This window comes from Ruegeria sp. YKSE079, assembly GCF_059612845.1.
Map to the genome: position 1 here is coordinate 187308 of NZ_JBXWRJ010000005.1, position 23043 is coordinate 210350.

At 56.3% G+C, this 23043-nt stretch carries 24 protein-coding genes and 1 other RNA gene; 14 read left to right on the top strand and 11 right to left on the bottom strand.

Going from position 1 to position 23043, the window contains the following annotated elements; genetic code table 11:
- Window positions 1-37 precede the first annotated feature (37 nt).
- Genes AC2FMY_RS06750 through AC2FMY_RS06765 form a run of 4 tightly spaced genes read right to left on the bottom strand, consistent with a single transcriptional unit; the run spans window position 38 to window position 3076 of the window.
- On the bottom strand, window positions 38-1132 hold the full coding sequence (locus AC2FMY_RS06750) for a dimethylsulfoniopropionate demethylase (RefSeq protein ID WP_496743852.1): 1095 nt from the start codon (window positions 1130-1132) through the stop codon (window positions 38-40).
- Window position 1133: 1 nt separating this feature from the next.
- Window positions 1134-1640 carry a DinB family protein gene (locus AC2FMY_RS06755; protein ID WP_496743850.1) on the bottom strand — a complete coding sequence of 169 codons (507 nt, stop codon included), beginning with the start codon at window positions 1638-1640 and terminating at the stop codon, window positions 1134-1136.
- Window positions 1640-2326 carry a DUF1326 domain-containing protein gene (locus AC2FMY_RS06760; RefSeq protein ID WP_496743848.1) on the bottom strand — a complete coding sequence of 229 codons (687 nt, stop codon included), beginning with the start codon at window positions 2324-2326 and terminating at the stop codon, window positions 1640-1642. Before AC2FMY_RS06760 ends, AC2FMY_RS06755 begins: the two co-directional genes overlap by 1 nt.
- Before the next feature lie 12 nt (window positions 2327-2338).
- Complete coding sequence (locus AC2FMY_RS06765) at window positions 2339-3076, bottom strand: DUF2182 domain-containing protein (protein ID WP_496743920.1); 738 nt, start codon at window positions 3074-3076, stop codon at window positions 2339-2341.
- Between the two features lie 110 nt (window positions 3077-3186).
- Between AC2FMY_RS06765 and AC2FMY_RS06770 the strand changes: the two genes are divergently transcribed.
- The 8 genes from AC2FMY_RS06770 (at window position 3187) to AC2FMY_RS06805 (ending at window position 9783) form a co-directional block, all read left to right on the top strand.
- Window positions 3187-3921 carry a FadR/GntR family transcriptional regulator gene (locus tag AC2FMY_RS06770; protein ID WP_480748413.1) on the top strand — a complete coding sequence of 245 codons (735 nt, stop codon included), beginning with the start codon at window positions 3187-3189 and terminating at the stop codon, window positions 3919-3921.
- Between the two features lie 131 nt (window positions 3922-4052).
- A complete protein-coding gene (locus AC2FMY_RS06775; protein ID WP_496743846.1) occupies window positions 4053-5453 on the top strand; it encodes a selenium-binding protein SBP56-related protein in 1401 nt (466 codons plus the stop codon).
- A gap of 13 nt (window positions 5454-5466) precedes the next feature.
- Window positions 5467-6117, top strand: a complete 651-nt coding sequence (locus AC2FMY_RS06780; RefSeq protein ID WP_480748411.1) for a hypothetical protein — start codon at window positions 5467-5469, stop codon at window positions 6115-6117.
- Between the two features lie 54 nt (window positions 6118-6171).
- Window positions 6172-6520: a transfer-messenger RNA gene (gene ssrA / locus AC2FMY_RS06785) on the top strand.
- A 99-nt stretch (window positions 6521-6619) separates the two neighbouring features.
- Window positions 6620-7051 (top strand): ester cyclase, encoded by a 432-nt coding sequence (locus AC2FMY_RS06790; RefSeq protein WP_480748410.1) that lies wholly within the window; start codon window positions 6620-6622, stop codon window positions 7049-7051.
- A 128-nt stretch (window positions 7052-7179) separates the two neighbouring features.
- Entirely contained in the window at window positions 7180-7995 is an 816-nt protein-coding gene (locus AC2FMY_RS06795; protein ID WP_496743844.1) for a chromate resistance protein ChrB domain-containing protein, read from the top strand.
- A complete protein-coding gene (gene chrA / locus AC2FMY_RS06800) occupies window positions 7992-9242 on the top strand; it encodes a chromate efflux transporter (protein ID WP_496743842.1) in 1251 nt (416 codons plus the stop codon). The genes AC2FMY_RS06795 and chrA overlap by 4 nt, the downstream gene beginning before the upstream one ends.
- Before the next feature lie 76 nt (window positions 9243-9318).
- The gene (locus AC2FMY_RS06805; RefSeq protein WP_496743840.1) at window positions 9319-9783 is read left to right on the top strand and encodes an SspB family protein; all 465 of its coding nucleotides are present in this window, start codon (window positions 9319-9321) and stop codon (window positions 9781-9783) included.
- Between the two features lie 45 nt (window positions 9784-9828).
- On the opposite strand, the gene AC2FMY_RS06810 is transcribed toward AC2FMY_RS06805, so the two are convergent.
- Entirely contained in the window at window positions 9829-10392 is a 564-nt protein-coding gene (locus AC2FMY_RS06810; RefSeq protein WP_496743839.1) for a hypothetical protein, read from the bottom strand.
- 208 nt (window positions 10393-10600) lie between these two features.
- Between AC2FMY_RS06810 and fumC the strand changes: the two genes are divergently transcribed.
- Genes fumC through AC2FMY_RS06830 form a run of 4 tightly spaced genes read left to right on the top strand, consistent with a single transcriptional unit; the run spans window position 10601 to window position 13051 of the window.
- Window positions 10601-11995 carry a class II fumarate hydratase gene (gene fumC, locus AC2FMY_RS06815; RefSeq protein WP_496743837.1) on the top strand — a complete coding sequence of 465 codons (1395 nt, stop codon included), beginning with the start codon at window positions 10601-10603 and terminating at the stop codon, window positions 11993-11995.
- Window positions 11995-12171 carry a DUF4169 family protein gene (locus AC2FMY_RS06820; RefSeq protein WP_496807158.1) on the top strand — a complete coding sequence of 59 codons (177 nt, stop codon included), beginning with the start codon at window positions 11995-11997 and terminating at the stop codon, window positions 12169-12171. The genes fumC and AC2FMY_RS06820 overlap by 1 nt, the downstream gene beginning before the upstream one ends.
- Window positions 12168-12389 (top strand): ribbon-helix-helix domain-containing protein, encoded by a 222-nt coding sequence (locus tag AC2FMY_RS06825; protein WP_496807159.1) that lies wholly within the window; start codon window positions 12168-12170, stop codon window positions 12387-12389. Before AC2FMY_RS06820 ends, AC2FMY_RS06825 begins: the two co-directional genes overlap by 4 nt.
- 59 nt (window positions 12390-12448) lie before the next feature.
- Window positions 12449-13051 (top strand): DNA-3-methyladenine glycosylase I, encoded by a 603-nt coding sequence (locus AC2FMY_RS06830; protein WP_496807160.1) that lies wholly within the window; start codon window positions 12449-12451, stop codon window positions 13049-13051.
- Window positions 13052-13078: 27 nt separating this feature from the next.
- On the opposite strand, the gene AC2FMY_RS06835 is transcribed toward AC2FMY_RS06830, so the two are convergent.
- From AC2FMY_RS06835 to AC2FMY_RS06850, 4 genes are all read right to left on the bottom strand, one after another.
- Window positions 13079-13960 carry a fructose bisphosphate aldolase gene (locus AC2FMY_RS06835; protein WP_496807161.1) on the bottom strand — a complete coding sequence of 294 codons (882 nt, stop codon included), beginning with the start codon at window positions 13958-13960 and terminating at the stop codon, window positions 13079-13081.
- 71 nt (window positions 13961-14031) lie between these two features.
- Entirely contained in the window at window positions 14032-15381 is a 1350-nt protein-coding gene (locus tag AC2FMY_RS06840; protein WP_496743828.1) for a cytochrome P450, read from the bottom strand.
- Window positions 15378-16592, bottom strand: a complete 1215-nt coding sequence (locus tag AC2FMY_RS06845) for a hypothetical protein (protein WP_496807162.1) — start codon at window positions 16590-16592, stop codon at window positions 15378-15380. Before AC2FMY_RS06845 ends, AC2FMY_RS06840 begins: the two co-directional genes overlap by 4 nt.
- A gap of 86 nt (window positions 16593-16678) precedes the next feature.
- Window positions 16679-17431, bottom strand: coding sequence for a cytochrome c biogenesis CcdA family protein (locus AC2FMY_RS06850; protein WP_480748399.1), 753 nt, complete (start codon window positions 17429-17431; stop codon window positions 16679-16681).
- 106 nt (window positions 17432-17537) lie between these two features.
- Between AC2FMY_RS06850 and AC2FMY_RS06855 the strand changes: the two genes are divergently transcribed.
- The gene (locus AC2FMY_RS06855; RefSeq protein WP_480748398.1) at window positions 17538-17771 is read left to right on the top strand and encodes a sulfurtransferase TusA family protein; all 234 of its coding nucleotides are present in this window, start codon (window positions 17538-17540) and stop codon (window positions 17769-17771) included.
- A 38-nt stretch (window positions 17772-17809) separates the two neighbouring features.
- Here the strand turns inward: AC2FMY_RS06855 and AC2FMY_RS06860 are convergent, their stop codons facing one another.
- Entirely contained in the window at window positions 17810-20563 is a 2754-nt protein-coding gene (locus AC2FMY_RS06860; protein WP_496743823.1) for an Rne/Rng family ribonuclease, read from the bottom strand.
- Window positions 20564-21028: 465 nt separating this feature from the next.
- On the opposite strand from AC2FMY_RS06860, the gene AC2FMY_RS06865 reads away from it, so the two are divergent.
- On the top strand, window positions 21029-21766 hold the full coding sequence (locus AC2FMY_RS06865; protein ID WP_496807163.1) for an alpha/beta hydrolase: 738 nt from the start codon (window positions 21029-21031) through the stop codon (window positions 21764-21766).
- Between the two features lie 7 nt (window positions 21767-21773).
- Here the strand turns inward: AC2FMY_RS06865 and AC2FMY_RS06870 are convergent.
- On the bottom strand, window positions 21774-23043 hold a 1270-nt coding region (locus AC2FMY_RS06870; RefSeq protein WP_496807164.1), incomplete at its 5' end, for a sigma-54-dependent transcriptional regulator.

The following is a 23043-nucleotide window of genomic DNA, read 5'->3' on the forward strand; positions in this document are numbered from 1 at the left end:
GCTCTTCTTTCTCTCCAAGAAATTGACGTACCCTATTTTAACGCCAAAACCGGTCCTGCACGACAGCCCATCGCATACCGTGTTCCGTTAAAACCTCGATACGAGTTCCCGGTTCCCAACAGGCGCGATCAACCATGCCTATTGCCACATTCACCTGAAATTCAGGCGAGAACACAGCCGACGCGACCTGTCCCACACTGCCACCGTTGGCCACCAACGGCCAGGACCCTGTGCAGGGTCCAATCTCGCCCTCGATCACCAGGGGCCGGATCTGTCGCGGCGGTCCGTTACGCGCCTGCTCGGCCAAAGCGGCCTTGCCGATGTAGTCCTCGGGAGAGTTGCAGAATCGTCCCAACCCACATTCATACGGTGTATTCTCGCGCCGCATGTCCGAGCCAAAGCTCAATAGCCCGCTTTCGACCCTTTCTATTCCGTTGGGACATCCGGCACGCACCTGCAAGTCACGTCCGGCCGCAAACAGGGCGTTCCACAACGGCATGCCGTATTCTTCGCCTTCGACATAAACCTCGAATCCGCCTTGTTTGGACCAACCTGACCGTGCGACCACGAACTCACGATCCTCGAACCGGAGCTTTTTGTAGCGGAAGAAACGGATATCCCGCACGGCGTCGCCAAAGACACGCGCCATCAACTCATCGGCCTTGGGGCCTTGAACCGCCAGAGGAGACACATCCGGTTCGTCAACCTCCACGTCCAAACCCAGTGCAACGGCGATGCCCAAAGCAAATTGCCACAGATCACCGTCAGCGACCGACAGCCAATAGTGATCTTCTGCCAGTTTCACGGCCACAGGATCGTTCAACATGCCACCGTTGTGATCAACCGTCGGAACGTAATAGCATTGATCCGCCGCCATACTGCCCATGTCGCGCGGGCTGAGCATCTTCATCAGCCGCAGAGCATCCGGCCCTTTTATCTCGACCTGCCTCTCACAGGCGACATCCCAAACCTGTACATGTTGCTTGAGATGTGCGCAGTCCGCCTCGACGCTTTCAAAGAAAGTCGGCAGCAACATGTGGTTGTAGACCGTGTAGCCGCCGACACCTTGGGCTTCGACCCCAGGTGTGAACGGCGTCTTTCGGACACGACGGTTAGGAAAAATAACGGCCATATCAGAACTCCGTCGGCATGAAGATCAGATCGCTGACCGGTGCCTTGGAACCGGTCTCTGTCAGCATTTTGTGAATTTGCCCCCTATGATGGGTCTGATGGTTGAAAAAATGGATGATCACCATCGCCACGGGCTTGCTGATCTCGCGCTTCGCGACTCCCGAGTACCACGTGATTTTCCCTGCCAGAGCTTGATCGTTCAATCTGTCCGCCCATTTGACGATCCGATCATCCATCTCACGCCGCGCGGGCAACCATGTGGCCAATTCGCTATGCAGCGCAGCACTGTGAGGAATACCACCTTCGGGTCCCGGACCGCCATCAAAGCGCGACATCCAAATTGTATCCCCCCAGAGCAGGTGGTTCGCCGTTCCAAGGATCGAGCTGAAGAACGCTCCCCGATCTCGGGTCAGTTCATCGGCGCTCAACGCATCAAAAAAGCTCACCAACTGGCTGTTTTGCCAGCAATTATAGCGGGCCAATTCGCGCGCATACGCTGCCGAGATCATCACTTTGGTCCGTGCCAGTCGATCTGGCAGATTTCAGCGGAACGCCCGTCAAAATCCCAGACCCGGCCAAAGGCCCGCACCTTGCCCTTCGAGGCCGTGGCGACTGTGATGTCCGGCCCCATCCAGTATTCCGTGTTCGAGATCACGATATCCGTATCCTTGTCCTTGCCCTGGACCGGGAAGACAGTGCCCTGGATTTTTCGGCCCACCGTGATGTGGCGGTTCTTGCCTTCGTTGACATACGTAACCGGCTGCCGTTCGGCCCCAAGAAACTCACCCACCAAAACCGAGAACAGGCCGGTCGTTCCCTTCGCCTGCCCAGAAAAGATTTTGACCAGACCCTCGAACGCAGCGTGGCTTGCGCGATCATCGATGAACACGGCGGCCTTCCAGTTGCCGCGCGACATCATGCCCGGTATTTCGATGAGCAACCCGATGTTTAGACCGGACAAATCCTCGTCCCCATAGTGACCGCTGTCGATCCGAACACCGCCCCAGGTCTGGCAATGTCCTTCGGTCGGTGGATGCTTGCCCAACGATACCACGCAGGGGCAAAACACAGTGCAATTGCAGTTCAACACCAGTTCACCCTTGATCGTCCAAGGCGTCAGGCCGGGATCCTTGCGTTCCGCGGCAGGATGACGGCTGTCGATTTTTTCAACCACTTCCAAACGGTCGTTTGCCATGAGTATTCCTCCTTAGATCAATCCGAAACCGATCGCCGCGGCGGTCGCAAGAAGCAGCGCGCCCAACGGTCGGGTAATCCAGCGCCCGAGATCGGGCATTTTCTCGATAATCATTATCGCGGTCGCCAACCCCATGAACGCCAGGTTCATGACACCTCCGACAAACGCCAACAGCATGAGCGCCCAGCAGCAACCCAGACAGACCAACCCCAACCTGATCCCGTTGCGCCACGGCCCTTCATCCCAATGCGCCAAAAAGAACATCATGGGCGAGCGACATTTTTCCAGGCAGGCATCCTTGATCGGAGAAAACTGATAAAGGCCCGCGATGGCCAGCAGACTGGCGGACAACCAGACACTGCCGCTTTGTCCCAACGGATCAAGCAATCCGACTTGATAGAGACCAAACTGCAGCAACGCAGCAGCAACGGAGAACCCAATCCAGACCGACAGATATCCGCCCAGCAACCGCGGCATCCGCACCGGAGCACCGGTCTGACCGAGTTCTTCGTAAGTTGCCAAGGCGGGCAAAACGGTAGGTGCCATCATCGCCGCAGACATCAAGACCCACATGGCGATCAAACGCGCAAATCCGGCTGTATCCGGTGTTACGATGCACAAGCTGGCCCAGAATTCGCCGCCATAGACAGATGCAAACTGGCGTATTTCGGACGGAACGGCCATAAGATACAGCAACGTCCAGGCGGTTACGATCACCGCAAACAACCCCAACCAGTGAGGCGCGGACATGGCGCGAATGCGACTCGACAGCACGGCTATCCCCTCCTCACTCCCGACTCAGTTCTTGCAATTCAAATGTCAGACTTTTAAATGTCAGACAAATAAAAAATGACGTGCACATGAAAATTGATCCGCAAAACCCCGCCGATCTGTCAGCCCAGATCGCCCAGGCCATCAAAGACGCCATCGTCTCCGGTGCATTGATTGTCGACGCGCGGTTGCCGTCCGAAGCGGAACTGGCGGATCAATTTCAGGTGTCGCGACCGACCGTACGAGAGGCACTAAAACGGCTCGCGGCACAATCCCTGATCCGAACTCAACGTGGGGCAACCGGGGGGGCTTTCGTAAACCGTCTGAGTTTTGAAGACGCCTATTCCCAACAGATTACCACTTCTACGCTGTTGCTGTCGATGAACGCCGTCAGCTTCGATACTGCCTGCGAAGCCCGTTATGCGCTGGAGCGTGCTTGTGCGCCGTTGTCGGCGACGCGTCGGACGGCTGACCAACTGGCGACAATGCGGGCCGAGATTTTTCGCCAATCACAGCCCGGTTTGACCGACGAGGCGTTTTGCGCCTCGGACGTGGCGTTTCATCGGGCGCTGGTTGATGGCGCCGGAAATCCGGTTCTGTCCTATCAGCTCGCCGGAGCCGTCGAGGCGATGCAGCCTCTGATGAACATGATCACCTTCACGGCCCGATCGCGCGAAGCAATCATTGCTCTGCACACCCGTATCGCGGATGCACTTGATGCATGCGACGCTCCGGCCGCGGATAAGGCGTTGGCAGAACTGGAATCCTACACACGGCAATTGGCGCAAGACGTCGTCGAACGACGCCGGAAACGGCCGGAATAATCCAATTCCTTAACTCTGGGCTTGACGCGCGGTGTGTCGCAACATGACACTCGGGCAGGCAGCGTGGCGCCCGGCATCAAGACCGGTTTTCCCTATAAATAATATATATCAACGATTTACGGGAGGAAGTTATGAATCTTAGACCGGACCCAACCTTTTATCCATCCCCCAAGATAGCGATGGAAGCACCGGCTGAAACCTTGGCCTTTACCCTTATGCTAAGCCCGGATTTCTCTCAACCCGACGGTTTGGCAGTGGTCAATGTCGATCCGAAGTCGAAGGATTATGGCAAGATCGTTCATTCTGTGATCATGCCGGAAAAAGGCGATGAGTTTCATCACTTTGGATGGAATGCCTGCTCCTCTTCACTTTCACCACTCACGGGCCATGCCTTTCTTGAACGGCGCTACCTCATCATTCCGGGTATTCGGTCCAGCAGGATTTATGTCATCGATGTCAAAGATCCCTTGGCTGCCAAGATCCACAAGATCATCGAACCCGAGGAGGTCTTTGCAAAGACTGGCTATTCACGCCCGCATACGATCCACTGCGGACCCGAAGGCATCTATGTCAGCACGCTGGGCGGCGGTGGGCCCGACGGCACTGATGGGCCTCCGGGTATCTTCATTCTTGACTGTCAGACATTCGACATCATCGGCCGATACGAAATCGAACGCGGAGTGCAGGACAAGCAGTATGATTTCTGGTGGAACCTGCCTCGCGACTATATGGTCAGTTCGGAATGGGGCCTGCCGCCTCAGTTCGAAAATGGCCTTGTTCCCGAAGATTTGCTGTCCAACAAATACGGGCACCGGATTCACTTTTGGAATTTGAGAAGCCGCACAAACGTTCAAACCATCGATCTGGGCGAGAACCATCAGATGGCCTTGGAAATCCGCCCGGCGCATGATCCGGTCAAACAGCATGGATTCTGCGGTGTGGTGGTGGATACAACCAATCTGCAAGGCTGTATCTTTACTTGGTGGCGTAAGCCAGATGGCACATTTGAGGCCAAAAAAACCATCACGATAGACCCACAACCAGCGGACCCCGACGACCTGCCAGAGCTTCTAAAAGGCTTTGCCGCCGTACCACCGCTCGTCACCGACATTGATCTCAGTCTTGATGACAAATACCTCTATGTCTCGTGCTGGGGTATTGGAGAGATGCATCAATACGACGTATCCGACCCGATGAACCCCGTTCTGGCCGGAAAGGTCGACATCGGCGGGATCGTCAAGAAAACCAAGCATCCCAATGGCAAGGAATTCGGCTATGGCCCGCAGATGGTCGAGATCAGCCGCGACGGCAAACGTGTCTATTGGACCAATTCGCTGTATTCTACCTGGGATGACCAGTTTTACCCAGGTGATCGGGGCGCGGCCATGGTGAAAGCGGATGTAGGCGAGAATGGTGGGTTAACCTTGGATCCTGAGTTCTGGGTCGAATTCCCTGACGGATACCGCACACACCAGATACGTCTTGAGGGCGGAGACTGCTCAACCGACAGTTTCTGCTATCCTTCGGTCTGACTTGGACACTCTGATGACAACAACGGCCGGCCTTTGGCTGGCCGTTTTTCTGAGCGGCCTTTATCACGGGATTAACCCGGGAATGGGGTGGCCTCTGGCTGTTTCCGCAGCGCTTATGGAGCAGAAACATTCTGCTCTGTTGCGCGCGCTGGGCGCATTGGCGGCGGGGCATTTTCTGGCCATGCTCGCCATCCTGCTGCCTTTCGCGATGCTGACCACGCTCGTGGAGTGGCAGCTCGAGATTCGTATTGGTGCATCGGTTCTGGTGACAGCAATGGGTCTCTATCTTCTGGCAACCCGAAGGCATCCACGCTTCTTGTCCCGCGTTCCGCCTGCCCGCCTTGTGCTTTGGTCATTCCTTGTCGCTCTGGCGCATGGAGCAGCATTGATGCTCGTTCCAATCTATTTGGGGCTTTGTAAGCTGGATGAAGAAAGCACCGGCCATCAGGCGGCCGGTGAATTGATGGGTGCGAATGTAGGATTGACTTTGCTGGTAGCAACACTTCACACGGTTGCGATGATTGCGGTCGGCGCGGTTCTTTCGGTCGCGGTCTATCGATGGCTAGGCCTTCGGTTCCTGTCACGCAGCTGGTTCGATCTGGAATTGGTGTGGGCAATGAGTCTTGTTGCTGTCGGTGGCCTCAGTCTCTGGGCGGCGATTTGAGGGGCGCTTCCTCGGATATTCTTTTTTGTTAAATGCATACTGGATCGCGTTTCGCCTCTTTGCATCGGTCAACTTCCCACTTATATCTGTAGTGTCCCTTTGGGGACTATGGACATAAACGCGCTCGTAATAAGCGGATCGGACCCGGGGGCGGTACCCGGCGGCTCCACCAAAATCCTTCGTTTGGGGATCATGGGGCCGAAATAGGATCGACGGACGTCTAAAGGGGTTGGCTTTGTCTCGGTGAGGTACCACCGTTACCGGTCCGAACAGTACAATTGCAAACGACAATCGTGCTCCGGTTGCAGTTGCTGCGTAAGCAGTAACAAGACCGAAACTTAAGCCCTTGCGCCTAGCCGCGTAAGGCGGGGTCCGCAGGTACCTGGCAACAGAAACCTGCATTTTCCTGAAAAAGATCAGACTTTATCGAAATTGCTGGGTCGGATTCAGGTATTGTACACCTTTTTCTCCCATCGTGACCAGACAACGACGGAGATGCGAGATGACGAAATCCGACGCCTTGAAAGCTTGGTACAAGGAAGTCTGGGAGCAAGGCAATGTTGATGCCATTCCCCGCTTCTTTGCTCCGGATACATTGGCCGACGGCTTGATTCCGGAAATGCAGGTCGGCCCGGACGATTTTCGAGATCTGGTAACAGCTTTTAGGCACATTCTTGGTGAAATCCGGGTCGATATACCAAAGATTATCGAGGACGATGATTGGCTGTCGGCCATATTGCATGTCCGCACCTCACGCGCGGACAATGGCGCACCCATCGAAGTTTCCGGTCAGGTCATGGCGCGGTTTCGCGATGGCGTCATGGTGGAAACTTACAATCAGTTCGATTTCATCTCGTTTTTTGAACAACTTGGTCAGTTTCCACAAGATACACTGCCGGTCTGCATGACCGGTCAGCGCTTGGATTTCGCCTAGTGTTCAATCCCGAGTATTGACGGCAACCGCGATCAAGCGCTAGCAATGTTGCATGGGGCTGGATTGCGAACGCCCCGTGAGGCGCCAGCCCAAGGTTCGCATGTTTCCAATGGAAAAGGACACATGCCATGGTAGCTCCGAACGCAATAACAGTCCCTCAACTCATCCGTCTGATCGGCACTCCGTCAAGCCCCACCATCGTCGACGTATCAACTGACGAAGATTTTCAGGTCGATCCTTTTATGATTCCGGGGTCGTTCCGGCACCCCCACACCGACGTCGAAGGGCTTTGCCAGCGAATTGGTGACAGGCCCTGTGTCATCGCCTGCCAAAAAGGCCAAAAGCTCAGTCAGGGCTTGGTGGCCTGGCTGCAAAATGATGGCTTTCGCGCCGAGTTCCTGGAAGGTGGAATGTACGCTTGGCGAGAGCATCCCGAAGCCATGCGGATTCCATCTGCCAATATTCCTGCGGCGGTCGGCGGTAGTACACTTTGGGTCACGCGTCATCGCCCCAAAATAGACCGGATCGCCTGTCCCTGGCTCATCCGGCGATTTGTCGATCCCAAAGCACGATTTCTCTTCGTTGCACCGGCAGAAGTATCGGGGGTCGCCGAACGATATGCAGCAACCCCATTTGATGTCGAAGACACGTTCTGGAGTCACCGGGGCGAAAAATGCACCTTTGACACAATGCTTGACGAATTCCAGCTTAGATCCACTGCTCTTGACCACCTTTCGAAAGTTGTAAGAGGGGCGGATACCAACCGGCACGATCTGGCGCCTGAGGCGGCAGGCCTGCTTGCTATTTCCGTCGGTCTGTCACGCCAATACCGGGACGATCACGAGCAGCTTACGGCCGGGGTTCAATTGTATGACGCGTTATACCGTTGGGCGCGTGACGGGTATGAAGAAGGACACGACTGGCCGGCGGATCGCAAGAAATGACCCCGACACTTGGCGATCTGGCGCGCGTTTTTGGACGGATCGGAGTCATGTCGTTTGGAGGTCCGGCGGCGCAAATCTCGTTGATGCATCAGGAGCTTGTTGAAAAAAGACCCTGGCTCGACGATCAGACGTTTCTGCGCGCCTTGTCCCTATGCATGCTTTTGCCCGGCCCTGAGGCGATGCAGTTGGCAACCTATTCCGGCTGGCGGCTCAAGGGCGTTTCTGGCGGATTGCTGGCGGGCGGGTTGTTCGTTATCCCGGGCGCAATTGTTATCGCCGTCCTGACTACACTCTATGCCGCATACGGCGCGCTGCCCTTGGTGCAATCCGCTTTTTTGGGCATCAAGGCGGCAGTAATCATCATTGTTCTCCAAGCGCTTCTGAGTTTATCGCGCAGGGCGCTTGTATCGGGCGTGGCAAGGTCAATCTCGGTTCTGGCATTCATAGCCATCTTCGTATTCAACTTACCTTTTCCACTCATTATTGCACTCGCTGCCACCTGGGGGCTGATGACCTCATCTACGCCCACGACTGTCCCTTCGTCCATCAAACGGCCTAGTGATAATCCAGTCAAAACGGCTGCGATATGGATGACGCTTTGGCTGCTTCCCCTCTTCGTTGTGACCGCCTCAGGTCACCAGTTACTTAGCGATCTGGGCTGGTTTTTCGCCCGAATGGCGGTTGTGACATTTGGCGGTGCATATGCGGTTCTCGCCTACATGACACAGACTGTGGTGGACCAATATCACTGGATTTCGACAGACCAGATGATTGACGCCCTGGGCCTTGCAGAAACGACGCCTGGCCCGCTGATACTCGTCACCCAGTTCGTGGCGATGCTCAGCGGTCATATCCAGGGCGGTTTCGCCTTCTCTATCGCCGCCGGCCTCGTCGCTTTGTGGGCTACATTCGTTCCTTGCTTTTTATGGATATTTCTTGCCGCACCGTATTTGGAGCAGATCTCTACGCGCCCCCGACTGGCTGCTGCACTGGCTGCGATTTCTGCGGCAGTGGTCGGTGTTATCCTGAATCTATCGGTCTGGTTTGCGCTCAACGTGCTGTTTGGAGCACTATCGTCGGTATCATTTGGACCAATGTCTTTTTCTTTGCCAGATCCCAGTCAACTGAATGTCGAAGCCCTATTGTTGACCACATTTGCAGGGGTCCTGGTGTTCGGGGTCAAATTTCGCATTGAGACGACCTTGGTGATTTTGGCGGTCACTGGAACAATCGGGCATTTCATCTGACCAAGAATCCGATAGAAGCACTTTTGTTTCCAAGCGAATCCCGTATGCTGAAACCAATATTTATCGAGGAAATACCATGTCGCGCGACATTGACTACGGAAACCTCATGCACTCTGCGATGCGGGGGCTGATCAGGACAGTTCTGGCAGACGTCGCCGCGAGCGGTCTTCCGGGGGCGCACCACTTTTTCATCACTTTCGACACCCGCCATGCCGGGGTCGAACTCGCCGATTGGTTGCGTGACCGGTACCCCGAAGAAATGACCATTGTCATGCAGCATTGGTTCGAAAACCTCATTGTAACCAATGATGGTTTTTCGATTACATTGAATTTCGGCGACTCGCCGGAACCGCTTTATATCCCGTACTCAGCCATAAAGACTTTCGTTGATCCTTCGGTTGAATTCGGCCTTCGGTTCGAAACTGCCGATGGAGAAGACGAAGAAGAGCCCCTGGATGCTACGCCAGAGGTCTTCGAAGACGCACCCGAACAGCCACGGCACGATGCCGATGTGGTGTCACTGGATAGCTTCCGCAAATAATCCATTCGAAATCAAAAAGCCGCCCGGACCCGCAATTCGCGGGCCTTATTCCTTGGTCAGAAATGTTTCAACGGATCTGGATTTCGTTCCGTTTCGAAACCGTGTGAACGATAGATGAAGACCACCTTTGGCCAGTGTCCTGTCGAATTGCTGCAATTCGTACCCTCCGGCATCGTCAATGAACAGGGAATAGATCGTCATCGTATCGCCGGTAATTCGACCCCAAACAAATGGTTCACCCTTCATTGGGTCCAACTGAACCTCGTGTCCGAATACGTTCCGGCGCATGGCAGCTGAATAGACATCCGGCCTGTCTGTCGGCAAGAAATCGACCGAGTATTCCTGTTCCTTCACACGCCCGTCTTGTCTATAAGTCGTCGTGCTCCAACTCACGTTAAACCCGTCCTTGGTTTCGGCGATTGCGACGCTCATATCCCGAGGTGTTTCTGTTCCTTCTGTATCCACCAAGTTGGCCGAGCCGTGATAGACTCCCACGTATGACGAGACTTCCGCCGCGTAACCGGAACCGGATACCGACAAGAAGATCAAAAAACCCGTTAACCCATACCGCATCACACGGAACAAACGCTCTCGGAACAGTTCAAGCATCCGGATTCTCCACTCTGGTAATGAAAACCATCTTACAGCCGAGCCCAAGGCAAACAACGATACAGTTCCGCACGGGCACGAAAAATTGACGCGCCAGAAAGTCTGTACCTGCAAAAGCCTTGCGCATAAGGTGCGCCCAACTGGCCGATTGCGTCACGGCTTGGCTGCGGCTAAACGGCATACAACAGCATACCAGACGGAGTGACAGATGTCTCAGACCCGCACCGAATCCGACAGCTTTGGCCCGCTCGAGGTTCCTGCCGACAAGTATTGGGGCGCGCAAACGCAGCGTTCGATCATGAACTTCCCGATCGGTTGGGAAAAACAACCCATCGCCATTGTGCGTGCGCTGGGCGTGATCAAGCAAGCCTGCGCGATGGAAAACAAAGCGACTGGCAAACTGGATGCCAGGATTGCCGATGCCATCATTCAGGCCGCGGCTGAGGTGATCGAAGGCAAGTTTGACGACAACTTTCCGCTGGTCGTCTGGCAGACGGGTTCTGGCACCCAGTCGAACATGAATTCGAACGAGGTCATCGCGAACCGAGCCATCGAAATTCTGGGCGGTATCATTGGTTCAAAAGACCCCGTGCATCCAAACGATCATTGCAACATGGGTCAGTCGTCGAATGATACCTTTCCCACCGCGATGCACATCGCCACGGCGATGAGTGTTCGTGACGTCCTTCTGCCGGGGCTTGAAAAGCTGGCCTCTGGTCTTGAGCAGAAGGCTGATGAGTTCAAGGACATCATCAAAATCGGCCGGACCCATACGCAGGATGCGACACCTCTGACCCTGGGGCAGGAATTCAGCGGTTATGCCCACCAGATCCGTCAGGGGATTGCACGCGTTCACGCGGCGCTGCCCGGCATCTACGAACTGGCGCAGGGCGGCACCGCCGTTGGCACAGGCCTGAACACCCAAAACGGTTGGGGCGAAGCGGTTGCGAGCCATATGGCGCAGATCACCGGCCTGCCCTTCGTGACCGCGCCGAACAAGTTCGAAGCGCTGGCTGCCCATGACGCCATGGTCTTTATGTCCGGGGCTTTGGCGACCATCGCGGGCAGCTGTTACAAGATTGCCAACGACATCCGTTTCCTGGGCTCTGGCCCGCGTTCGGGGCTTGGCGAACTGATCCTGCCCGAGAACGAGCCCGGTTCCTCCATCATGCCCGGCAAGGTGAACCCGACCCAGGCCGAGGCGCTGACACAGGTTGCTGCGCATGTAATGGGCAACAACGCCGCGATGAATTTTGCCGGCAGTCAGGGCCATTTCGAGCTGAACGTTTATAACCCGATGATGTCCTACAACCTGTTGCAATCGATCCAGCTGCTGGGCGACGCCGCCGACAGCTTTACCGAGAGGATGTTGCTGGGCATCAAGGCCAATGAGCCGCGCATCGACAAGCTGATGAAGGAATCGCTGATGCTGGTGACGGCGCTGGCCCCGACCATCGGCTATGACAACGCTACCACGGTCGCCAAGACCGCGCATAAGAACGGCACAACCCTCAAGGAAGAAGCCATTGCGTTGGGGTTTGTGGACGAGGCAACCTTTGATGCCGTAGTACGCCCCGAACAGATGATCGGCCCGAAAGACTGATGGGTAAACCGGTCAACCTGAACCGGTATCGAAAAGAAAAGGCGCGGGCCAAAAAGAAGGCCCGCGCAGATCAGAATGCCGTCGCCTTTGGGCGCACCAAGTCCGAAAAAAAAATCGTCAGGCTTCAGCAGGACAAGCAGAAGCGTGACCTTGACAATCACGAGCTGGATGAATGAGCGGTCGGCCGATAAAACGTTCATTGACCCTCAAGGGACACCGGACATCAGTCTCGCTTGAAGATGAATTCTGGCGGGCATTTCGTGATATTGCGAAAGAAAAAGATGAGCCAATCAACGCACTGGCCGCGCAAATTGATGTTGACCGCGACCCGGAAACCGGATTGGCCTCGGCTATTCGCGTGTTTATTCTGAACTGGTACCGAGACAAGTTTTAACGCTTGTCGGATCTTGGTCGTTGGGTGTAACGTTTTCCTGGAACAAAAGGGGTACATTTATGGGCAGCACGGTATTGGGACCTGACGGTCAACCTCGGTGTTCCTGGTGCCAGGCCGCGCCGGAATTCTTTGACTATCATGACACCGAATGGGGCTTTCCGGTCTCGGATGATCAGCGATTGTTCGAGAAACTGTGCCTGGAAAGCTTTCAGTCAGGTCTTAGCTGGCGCACGATCCTGAACAAGCGTGAGAACTTTCGAAACGCGTTTTTTGGATTTGATTTCCACAAGATGGCCGGTTTCTCTGAAGTTGATGTTGAACGTCTGCTGCAAAATGATGGGATCATTCGCCACCGGGGCAAGATCGAGGCGGTGATCAACAACGCCCGCCGCGCGCAGGAACTGGTGGCGTCGGAAGGATCGCTGGCAGCTTATGTCTGGCGGTATGAGGCGGAAACCCCGCCGCCCCCGCAATCAGCATCCACATCGCCCGAGTCGGTGGCAATGTCGAAGGACCTCAAGAAACGGGGCTGGAAGTTTGTTGGCCCCACGACAGTGTTTGCGTTCATGCAGGCCATGGGGCTGGTCAATGACCATGCCGAGGGCTGCGTGATGCGCGATAAGGCTGCACAGCTCAGAAAAGAATTCGACAAGCCCAACTAAAAAGCGCCCCGAAGGGCGCTTTAGGCATCACACCGACGCGCGATATATCTTGTCGATATTGCTACCAACTGCAGCATTGAACTCTTCATCCGACTGCTGCTTGGACAGGCCTTCGGTCAAAGCACGCGAGAATGAAGCGATCATCTTGCCGTTCTTGGCCAACAGGTCGCACGCCTCTTCGGTAGAGTATCCACCCGACAACGCAACAACACGCAGGACACGCGGATGATCCGCTAACGCGTCGTAAAGGTTGGCCTTGCTCGGAATGGTGAGTTTGAGCATCACTTCCTGCCCATCGCTCAGCTTGTCCAGGTTTTTGAGGATTTCTGCTTTCAGAATATCCTCAGCCTCGGCCTTGGTTTCGGAATGGATGTTCACCTCTGGCTCCACGATCGGGACCATTCCTGCAGCGATCACGTCACGAGCAACTTCGAATTGCTGGGTAACGACCGCCGCAATGCCTTGGGCATTGGCCTCGTGGATTACCGAACGTTCCTTGGTCCCAAAAACATTGGGATATTTGGCCAGAGATTCGGCAAGGCCCGGAATCGGCTTCATCATCTGAACGCCGTTTTCCTGCTCAGCCAGGCCTTTATCGATCTTGAGGAACGGTACGATGCCCTTTTTTTGCCAGAGGTAGTCGGCAACAGGCTTGCCGTCGATTTCCTCGCCCAGGGTACGTTCAAACAAGATCGCACCGATCACCTTGTCGCTGGTAAAGCCATCCGCAAGGATGATCCGCGCCCGCATCTTCTGGATCTCGTCGAACATCTCTTCTTCCGAGCCGTACTGCGAGGCATCCACGCCATAAAGCGCCAGCGCCTTGGGGGTAGAGCCGCCACTTTGATCCAGAGCTGCGATAAACCCCGCCCCGTTGGTCATTTGTTCGCGCTGATCTGCCTTGGACATAACACTTTCCCGTTCAATCTGATTCCACTTTGCCTTCCGCATACAGCAAGGTTTTGACGGATGGTAGTTTGTTAGCGCTCAAGGACGCGCAGCCAAATGCCGTCCTTTGCCCTGACCGTCAGATGAGCGACTGGAACCGGATCGCGCCCCTCAACCCGTTCGAATCGGAAATGGCGCAGAAACAGGGACAAGATCAGCGGACCTTCGACCATGGCAAATCCTGCGCCCGTACACACGCGCGGACCAGCCGAAAATGGCATATATGCCTCGCGCTGGCATTGTCGACCATTCTCAGTCCCCCATCGCGCCGGATCGAATTCATCCGGCCTGTGCCACAAGCGTTCATGCCGGTGCAGGTGCCAGGGGCTCAGAACTATCTGCGCGCCTTTCGGAACTGGCCTGTTCCGAAACCGGTTTGGACAGATAGTTTCCCGCACCATCATCGGCACCGGAGGGTACAAGCGCAACGCCTCGCGAAACACATCACGACTTAACTTGAGACGGGACATGACCGCAAAGCTGTGATCCTCCAAAGCCGCAGCCTCGGCAGCAACCTTTTCCTGCCAGTCCGGAAACAGCGCCATCAGATATAGCGTCCAAGCCAGGGCGGATGCACTGGTCTCGTGTCCGGCAAGAAAAAAGATGGCCACCTGATCCACCATCTCTTCGGTACTGAACCGCTCACCTGTTACCGGGTCGACGGTTGTCATGATCTTGGTTGCCAGATCGTCGGGCGCGGTGCCCGCCTCAATCTCGGCCATTCGCTGAACCGTCAGTTCTTTGATCAACCGACGCACTGCAGCCGCGTTCTCCCGTGTCTGACGCGAATGAAACCGCGGAATCCACCGTGGCATCGGCAGGAAAGCCGCCAGGTTCAACAAGGGCTGCGCCCGCTGGTAGGCGCGAAACCTTTCAAATACTTGCGAAGCTATGTCGTGATCTATGGGAATTGAAAAAAGTGTTCGAAAAATCACGTCTGCCGCCGCATGGCTGGTAATCTCCTCAAACTCGACATTTTGCCCCACATGCGATCTCAAGCGGTCAACACTCGCTTGAGATGCTGAAAGCATGGCCGGAAACGTGTCGCGCAGCCTGCCCCCTTCAAATGCCGGATCAATAATCCGCCGCTGCCGTTTCCAGGTCTCACCATTGGTCAGAAACACCGAGTTCCCCAAAAGCGGCTTGAGACCCTCGCGTATTCGGTCAGATTTCGGAAAATCATCCGGGCGCCGTTTCAAGACAACGTCAACCAGGTCCGGCTGATTGACCAGAAAGGATCGAAAAAAAGGCGTGCGAAATTCTGCCATCCACGCACGATACAAACGGTGCGGCTGGGCCGAAAGCAGGTCCTGACGGAACATTTTGACATAATGCCAAAGCGAAACTTTGTCTGTCCGCGACGCGGGTTTGGGGGGGATCATGCGGCCACCGACGTGTATTTCGACACCGACTTATCGATCCTGGATTTCGAAGACTTTCGCCCACTGAAACGTTCAGCCAAGGTCAGTGGCCCAGCAGTGATGCGAAAGTAATCGTAGTCGCGCGGTCGGTCAAATGCGCAAAGATACTGAAAATGCAATCGAAAGAAACGCCAGCGCAGCGCCTTCCATCGTGCCGGAGAAAGGGTTTGCGTAAAGGCCGCAGAAACGACAAGCGGCCAACGCTTGTTCTCAGTCGCAACCCCACTTACAGCAACCGCATCGCATAGGGCAAAGGCGCAACCGTCGCCGGGGGCCGACACGTCAATCCAGGTGATCCTGTCGCTTGTTCCAAGAAAACGCAGATCGGCACGCAATCTGTGAGCTTCGGGCAGGAACGAAACCATCGGCGTCACCTGACCCAATGTCAGAAACCCCAAAGCTGGACCGTCATCACGGACACCACCGGACCGGATCAGGTCTGCCAGAACCGAAACCCCCAAGTGGGCGCCGGAACTATGACCCACGAGCAGAACTTCATCGACATCGCCACGCATTGCGTCGCTGATCAGCGCCGTGAATTCGGCTAGCCGCACTTCCAATTCCTGAGGTGTTCTGCCGTGAAATCTGGAGGAATAGATGTAGTTGTGCAGCAGGTAGTAAACGAGGAGCTTGTTATCCAGTTTTCGAAACCACTGCAAAGCACCGGCGCTGGTGGCAATCGCCAAAGCATAACCTAACAAACCCAGAAGCGGTTTTGATACCTGAGTGACCGCCACGCCCAGAAACGCTGCAAGTATCAACTGCAAGGCCAGCATGCCGACCGGGTAGAGTGCGGCGATCACCGGCCCTTTGCGCAACCTCATCACGCGGCGCAGGGTGCCGGTCGCGACATAGATCCAGGCCATACGAACCGTTTGCATATAGGTTTTGGCGATCGAGCCAGCCATGCTGTCCCGCACAAGATCAGACCAGACCAAAACATCAAACTCGGCCTCTACTTGCCTTCCATCCTGCAGGGATGTCACATGCCAGCCATAGCGTTCGACGCCGGTTTTCGGACGAAGTGCGATGTCGTACCCTGAAATCCGCGCCTGTTCCGCCCCCTCCTTGCGATACAACTCTCTGTATCTGCGTGCGTGCACGGGATCGTAGCCGGGCAGGTAAAACACCCGGCGCTTGCGCACCTGTCTGTGCAACGATTGACTGCTCACGATCTCGACCTCATGGCCGAAACCTATAGCGGAATTTCGGCAAGCGTAAGACCCGCCACCTTCGATTTCAGGCAAGTTTTAACACGTCAACCCAGCGTCGCGAGCCCCGGAAATGTTTCCAGCAACCACCAACTGAAAGCCGTAAAAAGCCCGGTGACCAGCATGATACCCACGAACAACAGCAGTCCGCCCATAACCTTCTCGATCGTTCCCATATAGGGCTTGATCCGGTTCATTACCGACATGGACCGGTTCAGGAACATCGCCGCCAGCAAGAATGGTATACCTAAACCCGCCGCATAGACCCCCAGCAACAACGTTCCTCGCGCCACCGAAGCCTCGGACGCCGCCAGCGAGAGAATTGCACCGAGTTGCGGACCGATGCAGGGCGTCCAGCCAAAAGCGAACGCCAGACCGAGGATATAGGCACCGAATACCGATCCTCCGGAGTCACCAGTTTCCATACGTGCTTCGCGGTCAAGTAGTGGAATACGAAACACGTTCAAAAAATGAAGCCCGAAAACAATGACGACAGCCCCGGAGAGCTTGGCAAAAAGCTCCTGGTTCGACAGAACAAAGGCTCCGAAAGCCGAAGCAGTGAACCCAAGCAACAGAAAGACCGTGGACAGGCCCAAAACGAAAAACAGCGCCGCCAGAGTTGCCTTTCGCCGTGCCCGCGCCTGATCCTGCATTTCGTTGATTGTCACGCCGCTCATATACGCCAGGTACGGCGGCACGATGGGCAGGACACAAGGCGACAGAAAGCTGATGACGCCGCCAAGCATGGCGATGAACATGGCAGGCAGCAGGCCCGCGTCGATGATATCGATTCCGAACATGTAACTGCACATATGTCATGAATGCGCGGACGTCACGAGGCCATGCGGTCACATCCCCGTGGTCTGACCGCTGGACAGGATCGGCGTTGGGCAATATCTGGCATATATGACCGAGATAACCGAAACTCTGGACGCTTTGGGCTTGCTGTGCCCCCTGCCCGTCCTAAAGGCCAGGAAACGGCTGAAGTCCATGCCAGACGGTGCAACTCTGCGCATTCTGGCAGATGATCCTGCAGCTATAGTCGACGTTCCTCACTTCTGCGCAGAATCAGGACATGCGTTGCTTTCAACTGGCGAAGACGGTGATCACCAGTTCTATCTGATCCGAAAGGGCGGATAGAAAAAAGGCGGGTCAATCGGACCCGCCTTTTTGAAACATCAATTTCCCGCAGACCACCATCCACGCCGCTTTGGCTTGGGGGGCTCAGCTGGCTGTGGTGGCTCTTCCGACACGGTTTCCAACGTTGGCTCTGTGTCGGTTTGTTCGTCCGACTCGTCGGGATTCTCAGGTTCAGCATCAGACTGTTGAGTTTCCTCGACAGCTGAAGCGCTCTCTTCTGCGACCGACGTAGTCTCCAGAACGGCCTCAGATTCCACTTGTGCCTCTGCTTCCGGCTCCGACGCAGCGCTTTCCACCACTTCGAGCTGACTTTCCTCTACGCCAGGCTCCGTCGGCTGGTCCGCCGAAGAGTTCTCTGTCTCGTTGGTTTCGGAGGCGTCGCCTGCGTCATTTTCCAAAGCTACTGGTTCGTTCACGGCTTCCGAGTTCGGAGCAGCTTCTTCAACTACGGTAGCCTCTTCCTTTTTCTTCCGACGAGGTGCGCGGCGTTTCTTCGGCTTGGGTGCGTCGTCCTGCTGGGCCTCTTCCGTCGCTTCATCAGACGAAGGTTGACTTGGATTTTCTTTTGCCTCGACGCTTCCCTCTTCCGGGGTAAACTCTGATGGCTGAGTTTCACCAGAATCGGCAGCATCACCATTTCCACCGCTCTTTTTGCGGCGGCGGCGGCGGCGCTTACGCTTGGGTTTTTGCTCTTCCTCGACCTGAACAGTATCTTCTTCTTCTTCGTCGTCGCTTTCATCCGCATCTACCTGATCCATCAGGGATGCGTTTACCGAGACAACAGGGGCCAAAGGTTCAGGCACAATGCGGCTTGCGGTCTTGAACTTCTCCATCGAGAAATCCGGACTGACCAGATGAACGTCGCCTTCTATCCGGACCGACAATCCATATCGTGCCTCGATCTGAGCGATATGTTCGCGCTTCTGGTTCATCAGGAAGTTCGCGATCCCCACCGGGCAGCGCACCAGAACCTCGCGTGAGCGGCGGCGGGTGCCCTCCTCTTCGATCTGACGCAGAATCGACAAAGCCATATTGTCATCCGACCGGATCAAACCAGTGCCATGGCACGACGGGCAAGGCTGCGTTGTTGCTTCAAGCATACCGGGGCGCAGCCGCTGACGGCTCATCTCCAGCAAACCAAACCCCGAAATACGCCCAACCTGAATGCGGGCGCGGTCGGTCTTAAGCTTGTCTTTCAAGCGCTTTTCGACGGCTGCATTGTTCTTGCGCTCGTCCATGTCGATGAAATCGATAACGATCAACCCGGCCAGGTCGCGCAAACGCAGCTGCCGCGCCACTTCCTCGGCCGCTTCCAGGTTGGTCTTGAGCGCGGTTTCCTCGATCGAACCTTCTTTGGTCGCACGGCCCGAATTGACATCGATGGCAACCAGCGCCTCTGTCACGCCGATCACGATATAGCCACCCGACTTCAACTGCACCGCCGGGTTGAACATCGAGCTCAGGTAGCTTTCCACCTGATAGCGCGCGAACAATGGCAGCGTATCTTCGTACCGTTTCACGTTCTTGGCGTGAGACGGCATTATCATTTTCATGAAGTCCTTGGCGATGCGATATCCGCCCTCGCCCTCGACCAACACCTCGTCGATATCGCGGTTGTACAGATCGCGGATCGACCGCTTGATCAGGTCACCTTCTTCATAAATCTTCGCCGGCGCAATCGATTTCAGGGTCAGTTCGCGGATCTGTTCCCAAAGGCGCTGCAGGTATTCATAGTCGCGTTTTATCTCAGATTTGGTGCGCCTGGCGCCGGCAGTCCGGATGATCAGGCCCGCACCGGTCGGGACATCGATTTCCGACGCGATTTCTTTCAGCTTTTTGCGGTCGGCCGCATTGGTGATCTTGCGGCTGATGCCGCCGCCACGGGCGGTATTCGGCATCAATACGCAATAACGACCGGCCAGAGACAGATAGGTGGTCAGCGCAGCACCTTTGTTGCCGCGTTCTTCTTTGACGACTTGAACCAGCAGAACCTGGCGAACCTTTATGACTTCCTGAATCTTGTATCGGCGTGGGCGCGGCTTGCGATGTGGGCGAATATCCTCGCTGTCATCCTCTTCGGCCACGGATTCGATGCTGTCATCCTTGTCGCTTGCGTCCACACCGCCGATTTCGTCATCATCGCCATTGTCGCCATCGTCATCGGCTTGTTTTTCCGCCTCTTCAACAGCTGTGTCCCGAGGCGTTTCTTCGGATGCGCCATCAGAACCGGTATCAGAGTCGTCAGCATCTTCCCCGTCCGAAGGTTCCTCCACCGGGGTTTCCGCCACACGCTCCATCGGCGAGGTCCCTTCGGGCACCTCTGAATCACCGGGTTCGTCATCGTCATCCAAGTCGATCGTTTCCATGCCCGTGGGTTCCGAGGCCACATCCTTGGTCTCTACCGGGTCGTTCGACTTGAAGTCTTCGGCTTTGGCGCGCGAGCGTGAGCGGCGTTTTTTCGGTTTTCCCTCGTCAGTTTCGTCGCGATCCTTCATCGCTTCGGCATAGGCGCGCTCTTCCTCCATCAGCGCCTCGCGGTCGGCGACGGGGATCTGGTAGTAGTCGGGATGGATCTCGGAAAACGCCAGAAAACCATGACGGTTCCCGCCGTAATCGACAAAGGCCGCCTGAAGCGACGGCTCCACTCGCGTTACTTTTGCAAGATAGATGTTGCCAGCTAGCTGGCGTTTGTTTTCGGATTCAAAGTCGAACTCCTCGACCTTGTTGCCGTCCACCACCACGACGCGGGTTTCCTCCGCGTGGGTGGCATCGATAAGCATTTTCTTAGCCATGTTTCCTTGGTGCACCGCGCCAAATGCGTTGTCCTACCCTGTCCGGGCGGATGGGCGCTTTTGGGGTGGTGTCTTGTCTGGGCGATGTGAGACGGCGCAAGGCAGGGTCCGGCGCTATCGCCCCCTGCCCGTTCACTCAATGGTCGCGCGCGCGTCATCGCGGTTCTTCTCCGACAGACGCGGTCCAGCCTGCGCCTGCCCATTATTCCTTTCACCCGATTGTCCCGGGCGAAGGCACTCCATTGCCTCTGATCAGAGGCACAATCGGCCTGCGTTGCCATCCGGAAGTGGTCCGAAAGTTGCGGCAAAGCAGCGAAACTCAATGATTCGGGGCTTATAGACGCTGAATGCACCCTGCCCGTCCCGTCACAATAAAAGCAGTCCTGCGGAAAACACAATGGGCAAAGTGAATGCGTCTGACCGGAATGGCTTGACGGTTCTGTGGCTTCGACCAACCATCAAACGATGAAAAGCTGGTTTTTCCTCGGGTTCTTCACGCTGCACCTTGGCATCGCATCCTTGGCCGTTGCCCGGGAAAGTGTTCATTTTGTACTGGTCCACGGGGCGTGGGTGAGCGAAATGTACTGGAAGCCCATCGCAGATGTACTGAAGGATGGCGGCGCGGATGTGACCGCAGTGAACCTTCCGATGACCGGCGCCACCACCACTGTCGGCGATCAGGGCACATACACTTCTGAAGTTATCGATGCCTTGTCCGGCCCCGTGATCCTTGTGGCGCACAGTGCCGGAACGCGACCGGCCACCGTTGCCTGGGATATCAGTCGAGACAAAATTGCAGCCGTGGTGTTCATCGAAGGCGCGCTGCCGACACATTCAGAACCCGAAGTCATCCCCGCCGACACCCGCACCCTGCAATGGCTGGTCATCAACGCACCGGATATCGTCGATCTGGGAATGTGGCCCCCGCCACCGGTGTTGCTCGAAAGATATGGCGATCAGACCCGCCCTGTCAGCCTCGCGTCGCTGACCGGAGCGGTCGAGCTGATCCATGGGCCGCTGCCAAGGGATATTCCCCGTGTGGCAATCACCATGACCGACAGCCCATTGCGCTCTCTGGCCCGTGACGCCCGAACGGCAAGCGGCTGGCAGCACGTCGAACTGTCCGGAACTCACGACATAACGCAAAACGCCGCAGCGATTGCCACGGCGCTTCTGGATATTGCGGCGTCACTGCCGAAGTGAGGATGCGTCAGAGGTAATCCGAACGCTGCAGGCCATACTTGGCCATCTTCTCGTTCAAAGTCCGGCGCGGCAGGCACAGTTCATCCATCACCGAGGCGATCGAGCCCTTGTGGCGGCGCATGGTGTTGTCGATCAGCATCCTTTCGAACGCTTCGACATATTCCTTGAGCGGCTTGCCCTCGGTCGTCATCACCGGCTGCATCTCTTCGTGATCGGACATCAGAAGCGAGGCAATAGTACCCGAGCCGCGACGCGATTGCAGAACGGCACGTTCGGCGATGTTGATCAGCTGTCGCACGTTTCCGGGCCACGGCGCCTGCAGCAGTTGCGCGGCTTCCTGCGCGCTCACTTGTGGTGCGTCGCACCCGTATTCTTCGGCGAACTGTTCGCTCAGACGGGTGAACAGCGTCAGGATGTCTTCGCCGCGCTGGCGCAGCGGCGGCATCGTGATCCGCAGGGCTGCGAGACGATAGAACAGGTCGGGGCGCAGCACGTCCTCGCTTGTCTTACCGGCCTCCTGCAGGTTCGAGATGGCCACGATGCGGGTTTCCGCAGGTGTCCCCTGTTCGTTCACTACGCTCAGAAGTCGGGCTTGCAACGTGTCGCTCAGGGCCTCGATACCTTCCAGCACCAGCGTACCACCGCGCGCTTCTTCGATGGCGGGCAACTGGCTGTCTTCGGGCTGCATCGGGCCGAAGAGGCGTTTGGACAAGGCCTCCTCTCCCAAGGCGGCGCAGGATACCAGCACGAACTTCTTGCCCGCGCGGCTGCCAACGGCGTGCAGCGCATGAGCGCAGAGCGTCTTGCCGGTTCCGGTTTCACCGTCGATCAGCACATGACCATCGGCCTGCCCCAGATCCAGTATATCCTCGCGCAGGCGTTCCATGACCGGGCTGGCGCCGATCAGCTTTTTCATGATCTGGGTGCCCCCCGACAATTCGCGGCGCAGTGCCCGGTTGTCGAGTGTCAGGCGGCGGGCATTGCTGGCACGTTTGGCCAGTTCCGACATGCGGTCGGGGTTGAACGGCTTTTCCAGAAAATCGAAGGCGCCGACACGCATGGCTTCGACCGCCATCGGCACGTCGCCATGACCGGTGATCATGATGACCGGCAGGGTGCTGTCCGATCCCATCAGTTTCTTGAGAAACTGAATGCCGTCCATCCCCGGCATCTTGATATCGGAAATCACGATCCCCGGATAATCCGGCCCCAGCACCTTGAGCGCCTCTTCGGCACTTGCGAATGTTTCCGTGTCGTACCCGGACAACGCCAGCCAC

Bases quoted from the DNA above. Each gene is read 5' to 3' on its own strand.
- AC2FMY_RS06860 (WP_496743823.1), bottom strand. From the start codon at position 20,563: ATGGCTAAGAAAATGCTTATCGATGCCACCCACGCGGAGGAAACCCGC.
- AC2FMY_RS06795 (WP_496743844.1), top strand. From the start codon at position 7,180: ATGGTAGCTCCGAACGCAATAACAGTCCCTCAACTCATCCGTCTGATC.
- AC2FMY_RS06755 (WP_496743850.1), bottom strand. From the start codon at position 1,640: ATGATCTCGGCAGCGTATGCGCGCGAATTGGCCCGCTATAATTGCTGG.
- AC2FMY_RS06840 (WP_496743828.1), bottom strand. From the start codon at position 15,381: ATGATCCCCCCCAAACCCGCGTCGCGGACAGACAAAGTTTCGCTTTGG.
- AC2FMY_RS06810 (WP_496743839.1), bottom strand. From the start codon at position 10,392: ATGCTTGAACTGTTCCGAGAGCGTTTGTTCCGTGTGATGCGGTATGGG.
- AC2FMY_RS06855 (WP_480748398.1), top strand. From the start codon at position 17,538: ATGACCGAGATAACCGAAACTCTGGACGCTTTGGGCTTGCTGTGCCCC.
- AC2FMY_RS06775 (WP_496743846.1), top strand. From the start codon at position 4,053: ATGAATCTTAGACCGGACCCAACCTTTTATCCATCCCCCAAGATAGCG.
- AC2FMY_RS06790 (WP_480748410.1), top strand. From the start codon at position 6,620: ATGACGAAATCCGACGCCTTGAAAGCTTGGTACAAGGAAGTCTGGGAG.
- AC2FMY_RS06770 (WP_480748413.1), top strand. From the start codon at position 3,187: ATGAAAATTGATCCGCAAAACCCCGCCGATCTGTCAGCCCAGATCGCC.
- AC2FMY_RS06835 (WP_496807161.1), bottom strand. From the start codon at position 13,960: ATGTCCAAGGCAGATCAGCGCGAACAAATGACCAACGGGGCGGGGTTT.
- chrA (WP_496743842.1), top strand. From the start codon at position 7,992: ATGACCCCGACACTTGGCGATCTGGCGCGCGTTTTTGGACGGATCGGA.
- AC2FMY_RS06780 (WP_480748411.1), top strand. From the start codon at position 5,467: ATGACAACAACGGCCGGCCTTTGGCTGGCCGTTTTTCTGAGCGGCCTT.
- AC2FMY_RS06750 (WP_496743852.1), bottom strand. From the start codon at position 1,132: ATGGCCGTTATTTTTCCTAACCGTCGTGTCCGAAAGACGCCGTTCACA.
- fumC (WP_496743837.1), top strand. From the start codon at position 10,601: ATGTCTCAGACCCGCACCGAATCCGACAGCTTTGGCCCGCTCGAGGTT.
- AC2FMY_RS06765 (WP_496743920.1), bottom strand. From the start codon at position 3,076: ATGTCCGCGCCTCACTGGTTGGGGTTGTTTGCGGTGATCGTAACCGCC.
- AC2FMY_RS06820 (WP_496807158.1), top strand. From the start codon at position 11,995: ATGGGTAAACCGGTCAACCTGAACCGGTATCGAAAAGAAAAGGCGCGG.
- AC2FMY_RS06865 (WP_496807163.1), top strand. From the start codon at position 21,029: ATGAAAAGCTGGTTTTTCCTCGGGTTCTTCACGCTGCACCTTGGCATC.
- AC2FMY_RS06805 (WP_496743840.1), top strand. From the start codon at position 9,319: ATGTCGCGCGACATTGACTACGGAAACCTCATGCACTCTGCGATGCGG.
- AC2FMY_RS06760 (WP_496743848.1), bottom strand. From the start codon at position 2,326: ATGGCAAACGACCGTTTGGAAGTGGTTGAAAAAATCGACAGCCGTCAT.
- AC2FMY_RS06825 (WP_496807159.1), top strand. From the start codon at position 12,168: ATGAGCGGTCGGCCGATAAAACGTTCATTGACCCTCAAGGGACACCGG.
- AC2FMY_RS06850 (WP_480748399.1), bottom strand. From the start codon at position 17,431: ATGTTCGGAATCGATATCATCGACGCGGGCCTGCTGCCTGCCATGTTC.
- AC2FMY_RS06830 (WP_496807160.1), top strand. From the start codon at position 12,449: ATGGGCAGCACGGTATTGGGACCTGACGGTCAACCTCGGTGTTCCTGG.